Source organism: Variovorax paradoxus, assembly GCF_000834655.1.
Lineage (GTDB): Bacteria > Pseudomonadota > Gammaproteobacteria > Burkholderiales > Burkholderiaceae_C > Variovorax > Variovorax paradoxus_F.
The window spans coordinates 93,367-107,600 of the sequence record NZ_JXQQ01000058.1 but is presented as its reverse complement, the minus strand read 5'-3'; the positions used below and the strand labels follow the sequence as shown (position 1 = coordinate 107,600).

General features: G+C 67.2%; 16 protein-coding genes. 12 read left to right on the top strand and 4 right to left on the bottom strand.

Annotated elements, in window-relative coordinates:
• Positions 1-443 precede the first annotated feature (443 nt).
• Together egtD and egtB are read right to left on the bottom strand one after the other, a co-directional pair.
• On the bottom strand, positions 444-1,451 hold the full coding sequence (egtD, locus tag RT97_RS22890) for an L-histidine N(alpha)-methyltransferase (protein WP_042581123.1): 1,008 nt from the start codon (positions 1,449-1,451) through the stop codon (positions 444-446).
• A 2-nt stretch (positions 1,452-1,453) separates the two neighbouring features.
• Positions 1,454-2,722 carry an ergothioneine biosynthesis protein EgtB gene (gene egtB / locus RT97_RS22885; RefSeq protein ID WP_042581122.1) on the bottom strand — a complete coding sequence of 423 codons (1,269 nt, stop codon included), beginning with the start codon at positions 2,720-2,722 and terminating at the stop codon, positions 1,454-1,456.
• Positions 2,723-2,877: 155 nt separating this feature from the next.
• Between egtB and RT97_RS22880 the strand changes: the two genes are divergently transcribed.
• Both RT97_RS22880 and RT97_RS22875 read left to right on the top strand, forming a co-directional pair.
• The gene (locus tag RT97_RS22880; RefSeq protein ID WP_042581121.1) at positions 2,878-4,224 is read left to right on the top strand and encodes an NAD(P)/FAD-dependent oxidoreductase; all 1,347 of its coding nucleotides are present in this window, start codon (positions 2,878-2,880) and stop codon (positions 4,222-4,224) included.
• 16 nt (positions 4,225-4,240) lie between these two features.
• Positions 4,241-4,489 carry a hypothetical protein gene (locus tag RT97_RS22875; RefSeq protein ID WP_042581120.1) on the top strand — a complete coding sequence of 83 codons (249 nt, stop codon included), beginning with the start codon at positions 4,241-4,243 and terminating at the stop codon, positions 4,487-4,489.
• 36 nt (positions 4,490-4,525) lie between these two features.
• On the opposite strand, the gene RT97_RS22870 is transcribed toward RT97_RS22875, so the two are convergent.
• Complete coding sequence (locus RT97_RS22870; protein ID WP_042581119.1) at positions 4,526-5,053, bottom strand: thermonuclease family protein; 528 nt, start codon at positions 5,051-5,053, stop codon at positions 4,526-4,528.
• A gap of 84 nt (positions 5,054-5,137) precedes the next feature.
• Positions 5,138-6,829, bottom strand: a complete 1,692-nt coding sequence (locus tag RT97_RS22865) for a long-chain fatty acid--CoA ligase (protein ID WP_042581118.1) — start codon at positions 6,827-6,829, stop codon at positions 5,138-5,140.
• A gap of 201 nt (positions 6,830-7,030) precedes the next feature.
• Between RT97_RS22865 and RT97_RS22860 the strand changes: the two genes are divergently transcribed.
• From RT97_RS22860 to RT97_RS22815, 10 genes are all read left to right on the top strand, one after another.
• Positions 7,031-7,579 carry a CHRD domain-containing protein gene (locus tag RT97_RS22860; protein WP_080898390.1) on the top strand — a complete coding sequence of 183 codons (549 nt, stop codon included), beginning with the start codon at positions 7,031-7,033 and terminating at the stop codon, positions 7,577-7,579.
• A 132-nt stretch (positions 7,580-7,711) separates the two neighbouring features.
• Positions 7,712-8,152, top strand: a complete 441-nt coding sequence (locus tag RT97_RS22855; RefSeq protein WP_013542608.1) for an OsmC family protein — start codon at positions 7,712-7,714, stop codon at positions 8,150-8,152.
• A gap of 41 nt (positions 8,153-8,193) precedes the next feature.
• Positions 8,194-9,171, top strand: coding sequence for a Bug family tripartite tricarboxylate transporter substrate binding protein (locus RT97_RS22850; protein ID WP_042581117.1), 978 nt, complete (start codon positions 8,194-8,196; stop codon positions 9,169-9,171).
• Positions 9,172-9,342: 171 nt separating this feature from the next.
• On the top strand, positions 9,343-10,116 hold the full coding sequence (locus tag RT97_RS22845; protein ID WP_042581116.1) for a GntR family transcriptional regulator: 774 nt from the start codon (positions 9,343-9,345) through the stop codon (positions 10,114-10,116).
• Positions 10,113-10,913, top strand: coding sequence for a transporter substrate-binding domain-containing protein (locus tag RT97_RS22840; protein WP_042581115.1), 801 nt, complete (start codon positions 10,113-10,115; stop codon positions 10,911-10,913). Before RT97_RS22845 ends, RT97_RS22840 begins: the two co-directional genes overlap by 4 nt.
• Positions 10,914-10,928: 15 nt before the next feature.
• Entirely contained in the window at positions 10,929-11,591 is a 663-nt protein-coding gene (locus RT97_RS22835) for an amino acid ABC transporter permease (RefSeq protein ID WP_042581114.1), read from the top strand.
• A gap of 18 nt (positions 11,592-11,609) precedes the next feature.
• Positions 11,610-12,263: an amino acid ABC transporter permease gene (locus RT97_RS22830; RefSeq protein ID WP_042581113.1), complete on the top strand. Its 654-nt coding sequence runs from the start codon at positions 11,610-11,612 to the stop codon at positions 12,261-12,263.
• Complete coding sequence (locus tag RT97_RS22825) at positions 12,247-13,032, top strand: amino acid ABC transporter ATP-binding protein (RefSeq protein WP_042581112.1); 786 nt, start codon at positions 12,247-12,249, stop codon at positions 13,030-13,032. The genes RT97_RS22830 and RT97_RS22825 overlap by 17 nt, the downstream gene beginning before the upstream one ends.
• A gap of 195 nt (positions 13,033-13,227) precedes the next feature.
• Complete coding sequence (locus RT97_RS22820) at positions 13,228-13,713, top strand: AAA family ATPase (RefSeq protein WP_042581111.1); 486 nt, start codon at positions 13,228-13,230, stop codon at positions 13,711-13,713.
• 15 nt (positions 13,714-13,728) lie between these two features.
• Positions 13,729-14,217: a GNAT family N-acetyltransferase gene (locus RT97_RS22815; RefSeq protein ID WP_042581110.1), complete on the top strand. Its 489-nt coding sequence runs from the start codon at positions 13,729-13,731 to the stop codon at positions 14,215-14,217.
• The last annotated feature ends 17 nt before the right edge of the window (positions 14,218-14,234 follow it).

Genomic DNA, 14,234 nt, shown 5'->3' with positions numbered 1-14,234 from the left:
CGGCGCTCTTTTTGGGCGCTGCCGTGTAGCGAGCGCCGTCATGCCCCCATCCCAGCCTTCCCCCGGGAGGGGAAGGAGCAATGCATCAAACCCGTGTCGCATGTCCCGTCTTTCTCCCTCCCCTTCCGGGGGAGGGTTGGGGTGGGGGCACAGTGGCCGAGCGAAGCAATGGCCCGAGCTCGAGCCGAGCGCAGCAATGGCCTGTAGGTTTCCTAATCCCCTCTGGCTGCGCCGAGGAGCGCAGCGTTTCGCGGACAAGGGCTCGCAGCTGTCTGAGCGAAGCGAGTTCTGCGAGACCCCGCGAAACGCGAGCACCGCAGGTTGCCCGCAGCGAAGCGGAGGGTCGCAGACAGCGGGGTCGCCTTTTCTTTGCTTACTTTCTTTTGGCGAAGCAAAAGAAAGTAAGTCGCCCGCCGGGGCGAGACCCGGCCCCGGACCCAAAACTAAGCAGCCAACCAATGAACGCTGAAGAGCCTCTCAGGATCCGTCCAAACAGCCCCAGGCCGAAACCCGGCCCGCACAGCCAGCGCCCGAAGCCCATCCACCGTGAACTTGTGCGAGTACTCGGTATGAATGGTCTCGCCCTCCTCGAACCCGAACCGTTCCCCGTTCAGAGACACGCTCTGAGCCCGGCGGCTCACGAGGTGCATCTCGATCCGCTGCCGAGGCGCGTTATAGAACGCCGCATGCGCAAACCCGTCCAGATCGAAGTCCGCATCCAGCTCGGTATTCGCACGACGCAGCAGGTTCAGGTTGAAGTCCGCAGTCACCCCTTGCGCATCGTTGTAAGCCGCATGCAACCGCTCCGGCGCCTTCACCAGATCGACCCCGATCAGCAGCCCGCCCCCACGCAGCATCCGCGCCGCGAGCTGCAGGAAAGCCAGCGCCTCTTCGGGCTCGAAATTGCCGATCGTCGAGCCCGGAAAGAATCCGACACGGCGACCTGACCCCGCCATCGGCGCAGGCAGCACCAGGGGCATCGTGTAGTCGGCGGCAATGGGCTGCACCACGAGCGCCGGATAGTCCGCCTTCAACCGCTCCGCAGCTGCCTCCAGGTGCTCCCCCGAAATGTCGATCGGCAAGTAGCGCTTGGGCGTCTCGAGCGCATCGAGCAGGAGGCGCACCTTCGTGAGCGACCCCGCGCCGAACTCCACGATCTCCGCGTTCGGGCCGATCTGCTCGGCGATCTCGCCCGCACATTCGCCCAGGATGCGAAGCTCCGTGCGCGTCGGGTAGTACTCGGGCAAATCGCAGATGCGGTCGAACAGCTGCGAACCCGCCACGTCGTAGAAGAACTTGGGCGAAATGCTGCGCGGCGTGCGCGCAAGACCTGCCTGCATCTCGCGTCCGAATTCGGACAGCGGCACGACGGGTGCCGGCGAGCGCGGTGTCTTCTCCGCCTTCGAGGCAACGAAGGAAGATAGTGACGAAGAGGAAGTTGGATTGCGCATGATCAAAGGTCTTTCGCGAGCCGCAGCCCCGAGAATTGCCAGCGCGCTGCCGGCGGAAAGAAATTGCGATAGCTCGGCCGCGCATGCCCGGCCGGCGTGGCCACGCTGCCGCCTCGCAGCACCAGTTGCCCCACCATGAACTTGCCGTTGTATTCGGCTGCGATGCCGGGCATTGGGCGAAAGCCCGGGTACGGGTCGTACGACGAACGCGTCCATTGCCAGACATGGCCGGTCATCTGGGTGATGCCGGGTGCATCGAACGCGGCTTCCCATTCGAACTCGGTCGGCAACCGCGCGCCTGCCCATTCGGCGTACGCGGCGGCTTCATAGAAACTCAGTTGCGACACGGGCGCATCGGCTTCCATCGGCCGCACGCCATGCAGGCCGAACACATGCCATCCGGCAGCGCCTTGCTGCGGCTGCTGATGCGTTCCGAGGCCCAGGCGCGGATCGTCGGCTGCGAGCCAGTACGCCGGATGGCGCCAGCCGTTCGCCTGCACAGCGGCCCATCCGTCGGACAGCCAGAGCTCGGCCCGCTGGTAGCCGCCGTCGGCAATGAATTGCGCATAGTCGCCGCAATTCACCAGCCGGTCGGCAATCGCATACGGCTGCAGCAGCGCCTTGTGGCGCGGCGTTTCGTTGTCGAAGGAAAAGTCCTGCCCCGCATGCCCCACCTCGGCGATCCCGCCGTGCTGCGGGAGCCAGCGCACCGCAGAAGGCACGGCGGCAAGCCGCAACGCGGGACCGCTCGCCAGCTTGTACGCCGGCAGCAGCGGGTTGCACGAGAGGGCGTGCAGGATGTCGGTGAGCAGCAGTTCCTGGTGCTGCTGCTCGTGGTGCAGGCCGAGCGTGACGATGGGCTCGATCGCCACCCAGTCCTTTTCATCGACACCACCTTCCAGCAGCGCCAGCACCGCCTCGTCCACATGCCGCCGGTACGCATGCACTTCGTCCACCGAGGGCCGCGTGAGCAGGCCGCGATGCGGGCGCGGATGCCGCGGCCCGAGCGCCTCGTAGTACGAATTGAAGAGGTAATGGAATCGCGGATCGAAGGGCTGGTAACCCTGGGCATGCGGTTGCAGGAGCACCGTCTCGAAGAACCAGGTCGTGTGCGCCAGATGCCACTTGGTCGGGCTCGCATCGGGCATCGACTGGATGCACTGGTCTTCGGCGGAAAGAGGGGCGGCCAGGGCCAGGGTCGTGGCGCGCACGTCGCGGAATCTGTCGCGCAGTGTGCTCGCCGCCTGTGTGATCGGCCGGGAAAGCGTCATGGGGTCTCCAGTCGGGTCAGCAACAAGTTTTAGCCCATGCGGGTCGGCGCCGTCCGTAGGACAAAACGCCGCAGGGCCGCCGCCGGAAGTTCGACGGGCAGCCACTGTGGCACAAGACGGCGGGGTGTGCAGGACGGCTGCGTATCATCCGTTCGATGCAAACGAACAACCCTCCGGCCAGGCCCAGAGTCGTCATCGTCGGCTGCGGATTCGGCGGACTCGAGGCCGCACGCAAGCTGCAGCGCGCCGACGTCGATGTCACCGTCATCGACAAGACCAACCACCACCTGTTCCAGCCACTGCTCTACCAGGTGGCGACCGCCGGGCTCGCAGCGCCCTCCATCGCGGCGCCGGTGCGTGCGCTGTTTCGAAAGCAACCCAACATCACCACGCTGCTGGGCGAAGTGAGCGCCATCGACCCCGTCGGCCGCACCGTGCAGCTGGCCAGCGGCGCCAGCGTGCCCTACGACCACCTGATCGTCGCCGCAGGCGCCACGCACAGCTATTTCGGGCATGACGAATGGGCGCCGGTCGCGCCGGGCCTGAAGACGCTGGCCGATGCCTTCGAGATCCGCCGCCGCGTGCTGCTGTCGTTCGAGACCGCAGAGACCACCACAGACCCCGCCCGCCGCCGCGCCCTGCTCACCTTCGTGGTGATCGGCGCGGGCCCGACCGGCGTCGAGATGGCCGGCACACTGGCCGAAATCGCCAAGCACACGCTCTCGGGCGAGTTCCGCCACATCGACCCCGGCAGCTCCCAGGTGCTGCTCGTGGAAGGCGGCCCGCGCGTGTTGCAGGCCATGCCTGAATCGCTGAGCCAGAAGGCGCTCGAGCAACTTGAAAAGCTCGGCGTCGAAGTGCGGCTGAATGCGCGCGTCACCGCCATCGACGCCAGCGGGCTCGAAGTGCAGACCGGCGGCGGTGCGGATGGCGCCTCGGTCGCGAGCTACCGAATCGATAGCAGCTGCGTGGTCTGGGCCGCGGGCGTCGCGGCCTCGCCGCTGGGCCGCATGCTGGGCACGGCCACCGGCGTCGAATGCGACCGCGCGGGCCGCATCAAGGTCGAGCCCGACCTGAGCCTGGCGGGCCACCCCGAAATCAGCGTAGTGGGCGACCTCGCGGCCGCCATGAGCCACGCGCCCGGCAAGCCGCCCAAGCCCGTGCCCGGTGTGTCGCCCGGCGCCAAGCAGATGGGCCGCGCCGCGGCCTCGAACATCCTGCGCCGCATCGCGGGCCAGCCGACCGTGCCGTTCCGCTATGCGGACTACGGCAACCTCGCGACCATCGGCCGCAACTCGGCGGTGGTGGACCTGGGCACCCCCTTCGGCCCGCTGCGCTTCAGCGGCCGGCTCGCGTGGCTGTTCTGGCTATTCGCGCACGCGTATTTCCTCATCGGTTTTCGCAACCGCATCGTCGTCATGATGGACTGGGCGGGCGCGTACTGGAGCTTCCAGCGCAATGCGCGCGTGGTGGCCGACGTCCAGGGCAAGAGCGAATCCTGAAACAGGCGCCAAGGCCATGTCGCTGATCTGGTGGATCGCCATTCATGCCGTCGAAGCGCTCTTCCTCGTCTGGGTGCTGCGCTGGGGCGGCGCGGAGCGGATCGAAGGCACGTGGGCCTCGGGCTTCATCAGCGGTTTCGCGCCGCGCTGGAACGCAGAGGGGCTGCGGATGGCGGCGCTGATCCTGCTGGTGTTCTGCGCGATCACCTTCGTCGCGGGGCTGTTCATGCCCTCGCTGCGCTGCTGGAGCGGCGGCGCCTGCTGAGTACCGCCCTCGTCTTGCGCGTCAGGTCCCGGCGGATCAGAAAAGGTGGTCGCTCCAATGCGATTCGCGCTGGCTCTTGCGCCAGTCCCAGGGCGGCACCGGCTCTGCATCGGCCCACAGTCCCAGGCGCTGCGCGCGGGCGCTGTCCTGCAGCCTGAAGAGCCCGCCGCCGCGTTTGGTCGCGATCTTGTGGTAGTCGTAGACCCACGCCCAGCCGCCCGACACCATGCGGCTGCCGGCGTCCTCGCCGTGGCATGACACATCGGCCACGGTGCGGCCATAGCGGTCGGTGTCGCGCTCGGTGATGACGGCCTTCTCGGCGTAGCAGAGGCGGCTCAGCGCCTGCCGGCTTCGCTGGCCGTAGGGCTGCTTTTTTTCAGGCGCGTCGATGGCGGCGATGCGCACCTTGACCTGTTCGTAAGACCCGATGTGGCCGCAGCGCGCGGTGAGCGTGTCGCCGTCGGTCACGCCGACGATGAGGCAGGTGCGGGGTTCGGCCTGGGCGAGCAGTGGAAAGGAAAAGAGAACGAGGGGAACGAAGAGAAGAGACGGGCGAAAGCGCATGCAGGAATGGAACGGACGCGTTGCGAAGAGAAAAACCGGAGAGGCAGGATTCTCGATGCGAAGCGCCCGCGCCAGCCGGCCGAATCATTTGTTTTCGTCTTCCTGCAACAGCCGCCACATCACCTTGCCGCTCCCGCTCTTGGGCAGCGCATCCACGAACTGCACCTTGCGCGGGATCTTGTAGACCGCCATGTTCTCGCGGCACCAGTCGATGATTTCCTGCTCGGTCGTGTCCTTGTGCGTCGGGCGCAGCACCACCACCGCCTTGACCGATTCGCCGCGGTAGTCGTCCTTGGTCGAGATGACGCACGCCTCCTGGATCGCGGGGTGGCGGAACATCAGCAGCTCGACCTCGGCGGGCCACACCTTGAAGCCGCTCGCGTTGATCATGCGTTTCAGGCGGTCGGTCATGAAGAAGTAGCCGTCCTCGTCCATGCGGCCCATGTCGCCCGAGCGGAAGAAGCGCTTGCCCTCGAACTCGACGAAGGCGGCCCGGGTGGCGTCGGGGCGCTTCCAGTAGCCCTGGAACACCTCGGGGCCGTGGATGATGATCTCGCCCGATTCGCCGATGGGCATTTCCACCAGCGTGTCGGGATCGACCACGCGCGCGTCGGTGCTCATGAACGGGATGCCCAGGCACTGTTGCTTGGGGTTTTCCGAAGGGTTGGTGTGCGAGGGCGCGGCCGTCTCGGTGAGGCCGTAGCCCTCCTGGTACTTCAGGCCGTACTGCTCGAAGAGGCGCTGCGCCACGGCCTGCGGCATCGCGGCGCCGCCGCCGCCGATGTGGGTCATGCTCGAGAGGTCGTAGCTTGCGAAGTTGGGGCTGGCCATGAGGTCGATCACCATGGTCGGGATGTTGGTCCAGCTCGTGACCTTCCAGCGCGAGATGAGCCGGCCGGCCACGTCGCGGTCCCAGCGCGGCATGATGACCAGCGTGGCCGCGGCGAGGATCGAGGTGTGCAGCATGCTCACCACGCCCGTGATGTGGAACATGGGGACCACGGCCAGCACCACCGCCTCCGATGTCGCGTGGCCCCAGAGCTGGCCCGAGAAGGCGTTGTGCATCAGGCTCGAATGGTGGTGCACGCAGCCCTTGGGCAAGCCGGTGGTGCCGCTGGTGTAGGGCAGCAGCGCCATGTCGTTGGCACCCACCACGTGCGCGGGGGCCGGGTGGCCGGCTTCGAGCGCGTCGGTCCATGCCAATACCTGGCCGCCGGCGAGCGCGGGCAGCGGGTGGCGGGTGCCGAGCCAGGCGCTCCATGCGGGGGCCGGGGCATCGTCGCCGGAAACGTCGGCGTCGAAGGCGTCGGTGAACTGGGTCACGATGATGTGCGCGAGCCGCTGCTCGGCCGGCAGCGCATCGCTGGCCTTGACCAGTTCGGCGGCCAGGTCGCCCGTGGTGAGCGCCACCTTGGCGTCGGGGTCGACGATGTAGTGCTTGAGCTCCTCGGCCCGGTTCATCGGGTTGACCGGCACCACCACCGCATTGGCCCTCAGGATCGCGAAGTGCGCGACCACAAGCTGCGGGCAGTTCTGCATGTTCAGCACCACGCGGTCACCGCGCTGCACGCCCAGCGCATGCAGCGTGCCGGCCAGCCGCTCGACCTGGTCGGCCAGCTCGCGGTAGCTCATCACGCGGCCGAAGAACACGAGTGCGGCCTTGTCGGGATAGCGGGCGGCCGAGGTCGCCAGGTTGTGCCAGAGCGAGGTGGCGGGAACGGTGAGCGAATGCGGCAGGCGCTTGGGCCAGAACTTGTAATGCGGGCGTTGTTGCATGGTGAGAACAGGCGGGGAAAGGAAACAGAAACGGGGGAGCCGGGAAAAGGCAACGGCACGCCAGCCTAAGCGGCCCGGCCCGCGCCTCCCATCGGGGAAGCCCCCGGAGCGTCACCTTGGCGACGCCCTTTTTTCGTATGCAGCGGCATCGGCTATCGTGCGGGCCCCGGGCCAGGTGCCCGCTGCCCGGTCCTGACTGGCATGCCCGAATCCGCACGAAAAACACGCCGACGACGATTCCTCCTCCTGGGCGCCGCGCTGTCCGCCTCTGGCTGCGCGCTGGTCTCCAGGTTCGGACCCCAGGACAACCCGACGACCGTGCCGCGCACGCCGCCGGAGTGGGTGCCCATCGACTGCTGGCTCGGTACCGAGGACGTGGTGCCGCGCCACGCCGGCAAGGCCGGCGGCTCCATGTTCGGAACGCTGACGCTGGCCACCGGCGTCTTCAAATGGCGCGTGAATTACGCGCGCCTGAGCGGGCCGGCCACGCTCGCAGGCTTCTACGGCCCTGCCGCCAGGGGCAGCAACGGCCCGTTGGCCATCGAGCTGCCGCCGCAGAGCCAAGGCGTACAGCACGGCACGGGCCCCGACGCCGGCTACGAGCTCACCGGCACCAGCAAGCTCACGCAGGCGCAGGTGGCCGATCTCCTGGCCGGCCTCTGGTACGTGAGCGTATCGACGTCGGCCTGGCCCGCAGGCGAAGTGCGGGGGCAGTTGAAGCTCAGCACCGCGGGCGCGCACGGCGGCTGACACCGCGCGCCGCCCTGCCGATGGGGGATGCGCGATGCGGCCTGCGACTACAGACAGGCGGGGCTTTAGCGGCGATACCTCCAGTTCTCTCTCGAACCACCCCATCCACCCACCCCAACCGAAGGAATTTCCATGGCAGCAGACAAGCACGCAAGCGTTCACTGGGAAGGCGCCGGCAAGACCGGCAAAGGCCAGATCAGCACCGAGACCGGCGCCCTCAAGGACTACCCCTACGGCTTCGCGAGCCGCTTCGAGGACGACAAGCGCGGCACCAACCCCGAGGAGATCGTCGGCGCGGCCCATGCGGCCTGCTTCACGATGGCCTTCGCCTTCGCGCTGGAAGCAGCGGGCCTGACGGCCACGCGCATCGACACCAAGGCGGCCGTGCGGCTGGCCAAGGACGGCGCGGGTTTCAAGATCGACCGCATCCAGCTCGAACTCGATGCTGCAGTGCCCAACCTGGACGAAGCGAAGTTCCAGGAAATCGCGGCCGCCGCCAAGGCCGGCTGCCCGCTGTCCAAGGCGCTCGCGAGCGTGCCCGAGATCACGCTGAAGGCCACGCTGGCCAGCTGAGCGCGCTGCTTATGATCGTCTCCACAACAAGGAGACGGATCATGAACAAGCCCACCCGGACCGCGCTGGCGGTCCTTTCTTTCGCGCTCGGCGCGTTCGGCACCACGGCCGCCATGGCGGCCTACCCCGACAAGCCGATCAAGGTCGTCATCGGCTTTCCGGCCGGCGGCCCGCTCGACCAGCATGCGCGCCTCTTGACCGACAAGCTGCAGGCCGTGCTCGGCCAGCCGCTGATCGTCGACTACAAGCCCGGCGCGGGCGGCTCGGTCGGTGCCGACGCGGTGGCCAAGAGCCCGGCCGACGGCTACACGCTGATGCTGGCCAACACCGGCGTGGCGGTGATCAACGGTGCGCTCTACAGCAAGCTGCCCTACGACACGCAGCGCGACTTCGTGCCGATCGCGCGCACGGCCATGCAGCCGCTCGCGCTGCTGATCACGCCGAAGCTGCCGGTGCAGAACCTCAAGCAGTTCATCGACTACGCCAAGGCTCGGCCCGGCCAGGTCAACTACGGCTCGGCGGGCAACGGCGGCATCAGCCACCTCGTGCCCGAGATGTTCAAGACCGCCACCGGCATCTTCATGGTCCACATCCCCTACCGCGGCAGCGCGCCGGCCTTCACCGATCTCATGGGCGGGCAGGTGCAGTTCATGGCGGAATCGATTCCGCAGGCGGCCAACTATCACAAGCAGGGCAAGGTGCGCGCACTGGCCGTGACCAGCCGCGAGCGCAACCCCGCGCTGCCCGATGTGCCGACGGTCATCGAGTCGGGCGTCAAGGGCTTCGAGGTGGTGGGCTTCTACGGCTTCCTCGCGCCCAAGGACACGCCGAAAGACGTGGTCGCCAAACTCAGCGATGCCTTCAGGCAGGTGCTCACCAGCCCCGAGGTGCGCGAGCGCATGGTGAGCCAGGGCGCAGACCCGGCCTACCTCGGCAACGAGGACTTCGCGCGCTTCCTCGCGACGGAAACGCCGCGCTGGGACAAGGCGGTGAAGGCGTCGGGCGCGCGGATGGACTGAGCGCGCGGGCTCGGCGCGGCGTGGCCGCACGCCGCGACGGCATTCGGTGCGTGGGCCCTGGCCACGCACGATCGGCGACCCTGGCGCGCACCGGCAGGGCAATGCACCGATCCAATTCGGTGCACATCGCTTGCATACCAGTTGGCACAAAAGCTGCTGGTATGCAGGCGAATGTCTACATCCGCATCCGAAATCAGTGCACGCATCGTCGAGGCGGTGATGGCGCAGAAGCTCGCGCCGGGCGCGCGCCTGGGCGAGCAACAACTGGCCATGCTCTTCGACTGCAGCCGCACCATCGTGCGCGAGGCCCTCACCCGGCTGGCGGCGCGCGGCATCGTCACCGTGAGCGCGCGGCGCGGCTGGTTCGTGATCGAGCCTTCGCAGGAAGAAGCGCGCGAGGCCTTCGAGGCGCGCCGCGTCATCGAGCTGGGCCTCATCCGCAGCGCGGGCAGCAGCGGCAAGCTCGACAAGAGTGCGCTGCGCCAATTGAAGGCGCACCTTCAGCGTGAAAAGGCGGCACTGAAAGAGAGCGACGTCGGCAACCGCAGCTTCCTGCTCGGCGATTTCCACGTGTGCCTGGCCGAATGCCTGGGCAACACGCTGCTGGCCGACACGCTGCGCGATTTCACCGCGCGCACCACGCTCATCGCCATGCTCTACCAGAGCACGCACGACGCGGTGCAGTCGTGCGAAGACCACGTGCAGATCGTCGCGGCGCTGGAGCGCGGCGACCACGCCGGCGCCGAAGCGCTCATGGCCGCGCACATCGGCACCGTGCAGTCGGCGCTGCGCGTGCAGGTGCCCACCGATCCGCTCGCGCAACTGCGCGATGCACTCGCGCCGCTGCAGAACACGGCGGCCGCGTCAGCCAAACCCAGGCGCCGCAAGGCCGCGCCTTCCCCAGACGACACCGATTCATCGACTTACCTAGGAGCCCTGCTATGACTTTCTCTGCATCGAAACGCCACCTCGCCCTCGCATTCGCCTCCGCCGCCCTGCTGGCCACGGCCGGCGGCGCCCACGCCCAGAATGCACTGGACAACGTGCTCAAGGCCAAGACCATCAAGATCGCCGTGCCGACCGACTACCCGCCGTACGGCTCGGTCGACAAGAACATGAAGCCGCAGGGCCTCGACGTGGAGATGGCCGAGCTCATCGCCGCCAAGCTGGGCGTGAAGGTGGAGCTGGTGCCCGTGACCAGCGCCAACCGCATTCCGTACCTGCAGACGCGCAAGGCCGACCTGGTGATCTCCACGCTCGGCAAGAACCCCGAGCGCGAGAAGGTGATCGACTTCTCCTCGGCCTACGCACCCTTCTTCCAGGCGGTGTACGCCGCCAAGAGCATGAAGCTCACCAACTTCGCCGACATGGCCGGCAAGACCGTTGCCGTGACGCGCGGCGCCATGGAAGACCAGGAGCTGAACAAGGTGGCCCCGGCGAATGTCGACTACCGCCGCTTCGAGGACAACAACGCCACCATCGCGGCCTTCGTGGCCGGCCAGACGCAGACCCTCGCGACCAGCGCGGCGGTCGCCGGCGACATGCTCGCCAAGAACCCGAAGGTGAGCGCCGAGTTCAAGCTGCTGCTGAAAGACAGCCCCTGCTTCGTCGGCATCGCCAAGGGCGAAACCGCACTGAAGACCAAGGTCAACGAGATCATCTCCGCGGCCAAGAAGGACGGCACGCTGGACGCCATGTCGAAAAAGTGGCTGGGCAAGGCAGCCGGCGACCTGCCGGTTTGAACGAATCACGCGGCCATGAACATCGAGTTTGACTTTGGCGCGGTGCTCGCCGAATGGCCGCTGCTGCTGCGCGGCGTGGCGTGGACCGTGGGCCTCACCGCCATCGGCACCGTGCTCGGCATGATCGTGGGCACGCTGTGCGCCTGGGCGCGCTCGGGCGGCCCTGCATGGCTGCGCGCCATCGTGGGCACGTATGTGGAGCTGATCCGCAACACGCCTTTCATCGTGCAGCTGTTCTTCATCTTCTTCGGGCTGCCGGCCGCGGGCGTGAAGCTCTCGCCCGAGGTGGCATCGGTGATCGCGATGGTGATGAACCTGGGCGCTTACTCCACCGAGATCATCCGTGCGGGCATCGAGGCCACGCCCAAGGGGCAGATCGAAGCGGCCGTGAGCCTGGCACTCAGCCGCGCGCAGGTCTTCCTGCGCGTGGTGCTGCCGCCCGCGCTCAAGAAGGTGTGGCCCTCGATGGTGAGCCAGATCATCATCGTGATGCTGGGCTCGGCGGTGTGCGGCCAGATCTCGACCGAGGAACTTAGCTACGCGGCCAACCTGATCCAGAGCCGCAACTTCCGCGCGTTCGAGGCCTTCATCATCGCCACGCTCATCTACCTGGCGCTGTCGGTGGCGCTGCGGCGGCTGCTCAACTGGGCGGGGCCGAAGTTCTTCTTCGGCCGATGAAAACAGGAGCCCCTCGCCATGAGTGATTTTTCCCTGTGGGACATCCTGCGCAACCTGCTGATGGCGCTGCGCTGGACCGTGGTGCTCTCGCTGATCGCCTTCATCGGCGGCGGCATCGTGGGCGGGTTGCTGCTGTTCCTGCGGCTGCGCGGCGGCAAGATCGCGGGCAAAGCGGTCGGCCTCTACGTGCAGCTTTTCCAGGGTACGCCGCTGCTGATGCAGCTGTTTCTCGCGTACTTCGGCATCGCGCTGTTCGGCATCGACGTGTCGGCATGGACCGCCGCGAGCGTGGCGCTCACGCTCTACACCAGCGCCTTTCTCACCGAGATCTGGCGCGGCTGCGTGGCCTCCATTCCCAAGGGCCAGTGGGAAGCCTCGGGCAGCCTTGCCCTGAGCTTCGGCGAGCAGATGCGCCATGTGATCCTGCCGCAGGCCGTGAAGATCGCGATCGCGCCGACGGTCGGCTTCCTGGTGCAGGTGATCAAGGGCACGGCGCTCGCCTCGGTGATCGGCTTCGTCGAACTCACCAAGGCCGGCAGCATGATTTCGAACGCCACCTTCCAGCCCTTCGTGGTGTTCAGCTGCGTGGCGCTGCTTTACTTCGTGCTGTGCTTTCCTGTGAGCCTGTACGCCAAGAACCTCGAGAGGAAGACCCATGGCCGCCGTGCTTGATTCAGCCAAACCCGAATCCGCCAACACATTCGCCGCGCCTATCGTGCGCATCACGGCGCTGCGCAAGTCCTACGGCACCAACGAGGTGTTGAAGGGCATCGACCTGGACGTCAAGCGCGGCGAGGTGATCGCCATCATCGGCAAGAGCGGCTCGGGCAAGAGCACGCTCCTGCGCTGCATCAACGGGCTGGAGGTGTTCCAGGAAGGCTCGCTCACCGTCGACGGCAAGCCGCTGCTGCACGAGAGCGCGATGGCGATGCGCGAGCTGCGCCAGCGCGTGGGAATGATCTTCCAGAGCTTCAATCTTTTTCCGCATCTCACCGTGGGCAAGAACGTGATGCTCGCGCCCACGCTGGTGAAGAAGCGTGCCTCGCTGGAAGCCGCATCGCAGGCGCGCAGGCTCCTGGAGCGCGTGGGCCTCGCCGAGAAGTTCGATGCCATGCCCGACCAGCTTTCGGGCGGCCAGCAGCAGCGCGTGGCGATCGCCCGTGCGCTGGCAATGGAGCCGGCCGTGCTGCTGTGCGACGAGATCACCTCGGCGCTCGACCCCGAACTGGTGGGCGAGGTGCTGCGCGTGGTGGAGTCGCTGGCCGACGAGGGCATGACGCTTCTCATGGTGACGCACGAGATGAGCTTCGCGCGCAAGGTGAGCGACCGGGTGATCTTCATGCACCAGGGGCGCGTGCACGAGATGGGGCCGCCGGCGGAGCTGTTCGGGAATCCGCAGACGGCGGAGCTGAAGCAGTTTCTTTCATCGCTGCACGATTGAGGGTTTCGCCCCCGGCTGCCCTCGGCTATCCTCTGCCCATGGCCAGCCTGCGGAACGTGTCGATTATTCGCACCATCGAAAAGATGGTGGGTTAGCGCGCGATCCAGACGAGTTTCACGCCATGCAACCCGCCCCACGAGGCGGGTTTCTTTTTTGCCTCCTGGGTTTTTTGTTCCAAGTCACAGGAGAAAAGCAATGAATCCCATGCTCCACATGGTCTGCGGCAAGATCGGCGCCGGCAAGTCGACGCTCACCCGGCGCCTGGCAGAGGCGCCGGCCACGGTGCTCATCAGCGAGGACGCGTGGCTCGCCGCGCTGTACCCCGGGGAGATCGTCGCGCTGCCCGATTACGTGCGGGCCTCGACCCGGCTCAAGCAGGCCATGGCGGATCACGTCGTCGCGCTGCTGGAGGCCGGCGTGTCGGTGGTGCTCGACTTCCCCGCCAACACGGTGAGCAGCCGGGCCTGGGCGCGCGGCATCTTCGAGAAGGCGGGCGTGGCGCACCGGCTCCATTTCCTGGATGTGCCGGACGCCATCTGCAAGGCCCGGCTTCGCGCACGCAATGCAAGCGGCGAGCATCCCTTCGAGACGACGGATGCGCAGTTCGACCTGATCACGCGCCACTTCGTCGCGCCCGCGGAGGCGGAAGGCTTTCACGTGGTCCGCGCCGCGCAGGCCTGATTAAGATCGCCTGCGATGCACATCGAGCAAGCCCTCCCCACCGAAGCGGCCACGGTCGCCGCCGTCCTGAACGAAGCCGCCCAATGGCTCTCCACCGAGGGGCGGCCGCTGTGGTCGGCCACCGATGTCGGCCTCGAACGGGTGCAGCGCGACACCGATGCCGGCCGCTATTTCATCGCGCGCGAGGACGGGGACGTGGCCGGCGTGGTGCGGATCGACATGGAGGATCCCTTCTTCTGGCCGGAGATCGAACCCGGAAGCTCCGCGTTCGTGCACAAGCTGGCGGTGCGCAGGTCGTGGGGCGGCAGGGGCGTGTCTACTGCCCTCCTGGCCTTCGCGCGCGAACGCACCCGCAGCCTGGGCCGCCCGTACCTGCGGCTCGACTGCGTGGCGGACCGGCAGGCGCTGCGCACGCTGTACGAGGGCTTCGGCTTCGTGCTGCACAGCGTCATCCAGAAGGAAGCCAGATCGTTTGCCCGCTATGAATTGCGCATCGACGGCTGACTGTCCGACAGGCGCTG

Excerpts from the sequence above, each read along its gene's own strand:
- RT97_RS22850 (WP_042581117.1), top strand. The coding sequence starts at position 8,194 with ATGAACAAGCCCACCCGGACCGCGCTGGCGGTCCTTTCTTTCGCGCTC.
- RT97_RS22860 (WP_080898390.1), top strand. The coding sequence starts at position 7,031 with ATGCCCGAATCCGCACGAAAAACACGCCGACGACGATTCCTCCTCCTG.
- RT97_RS22875 (WP_042581120.1), top strand. The coding sequence starts at position 4,241 with ATGTCGCTGATCTGGTGGATCGCCATTCATGCCGTCGAAGCGCTCTTC.
- RT97_RS22820 (WP_042581111.1), top strand. The coding sequence starts at position 13,228 with ATGAATCCCATGCTCCACATGGTCTGCGGCAAGATCGGCGCCGGCAAG.
- RT97_RS22870 (WP_042581119.1), bottom strand. The coding sequence starts at position 5,053 with ATGCGCTTTCGCCCGTCTCTTCTCTTCGTTCCCCTCGTTCTCTTTTCC.
- RT97_RS22835 (WP_042581114.1), top strand. The coding sequence starts at position 10,929 with ATGAACATCGAGTTTGACTTTGGCGCGGTGCTCGCCGAATGGCCGCTG.
- RT97_RS22840 (WP_042581115.1), top strand. The coding sequence starts at position 10,113 with ATGACTTTCTCTGCATCGAAACGCCACCTCGCCCTCGCATTCGCCTCC.
- RT97_RS22845 (WP_042581116.1), top strand. The coding sequence starts at position 9,343 with ATGTCTACATCCGCATCCGAAATCAGTGCACGCATCGTCGAGGCGGTG.
- RT97_RS22880 (WP_042581121.1), top strand. The coding sequence starts at position 2,878 with ATGCAAACGAACAACCCTCCGGCCAGGCCCAGAGTCGTCATCGTCGGC.
- RT97_RS22825 (WP_042581112.1), top strand. The coding sequence starts at position 12,247 with ATGGCCGCCGTGCTTGATTCAGCCAAACCCGAATCCGCCAACACATTC.
- RT97_RS22855 (WP_013542608.1), top strand. The coding sequence starts at position 7,712 with ATGGCAGCAGACAAGCACGCAAGCGTTCACTGGGAAGGCGCCGGCAAG.
- egtD (WP_042581123.1), bottom strand. The coding sequence starts at position 1,451 with ATGCGCAATCCAACTTCCTCTTCGTCACTATCTTCCTTCGTTGCCTCG.
- RT97_RS22815 (WP_042581110.1), top strand. The coding sequence starts at position 13,729 with ATGCACATCGAGCAAGCCCTCCCCACCGAAGCGGCCACGGTCGCCGCC.
- egtB (WP_042581122.1), bottom strand. The coding sequence starts at position 2,722 with ATGACGCTTTCCCGGCCGATCACACAGGCGGCGAGCACACTGCGCGAC.
- RT97_RS22865 (WP_042581118.1), bottom strand. The coding sequence starts at position 6,829 with ATGCAACAACGCCCGCATTACAAGTTCTGGCCCAAGCGCCTGCCGCAT.
- RT97_RS22830 (WP_042581113.1), top strand. The coding sequence starts at position 11,610 with ATGAGTGATTTTTCCCTGTGGGACATCCTGCGCAACCTGCTGATGGCG.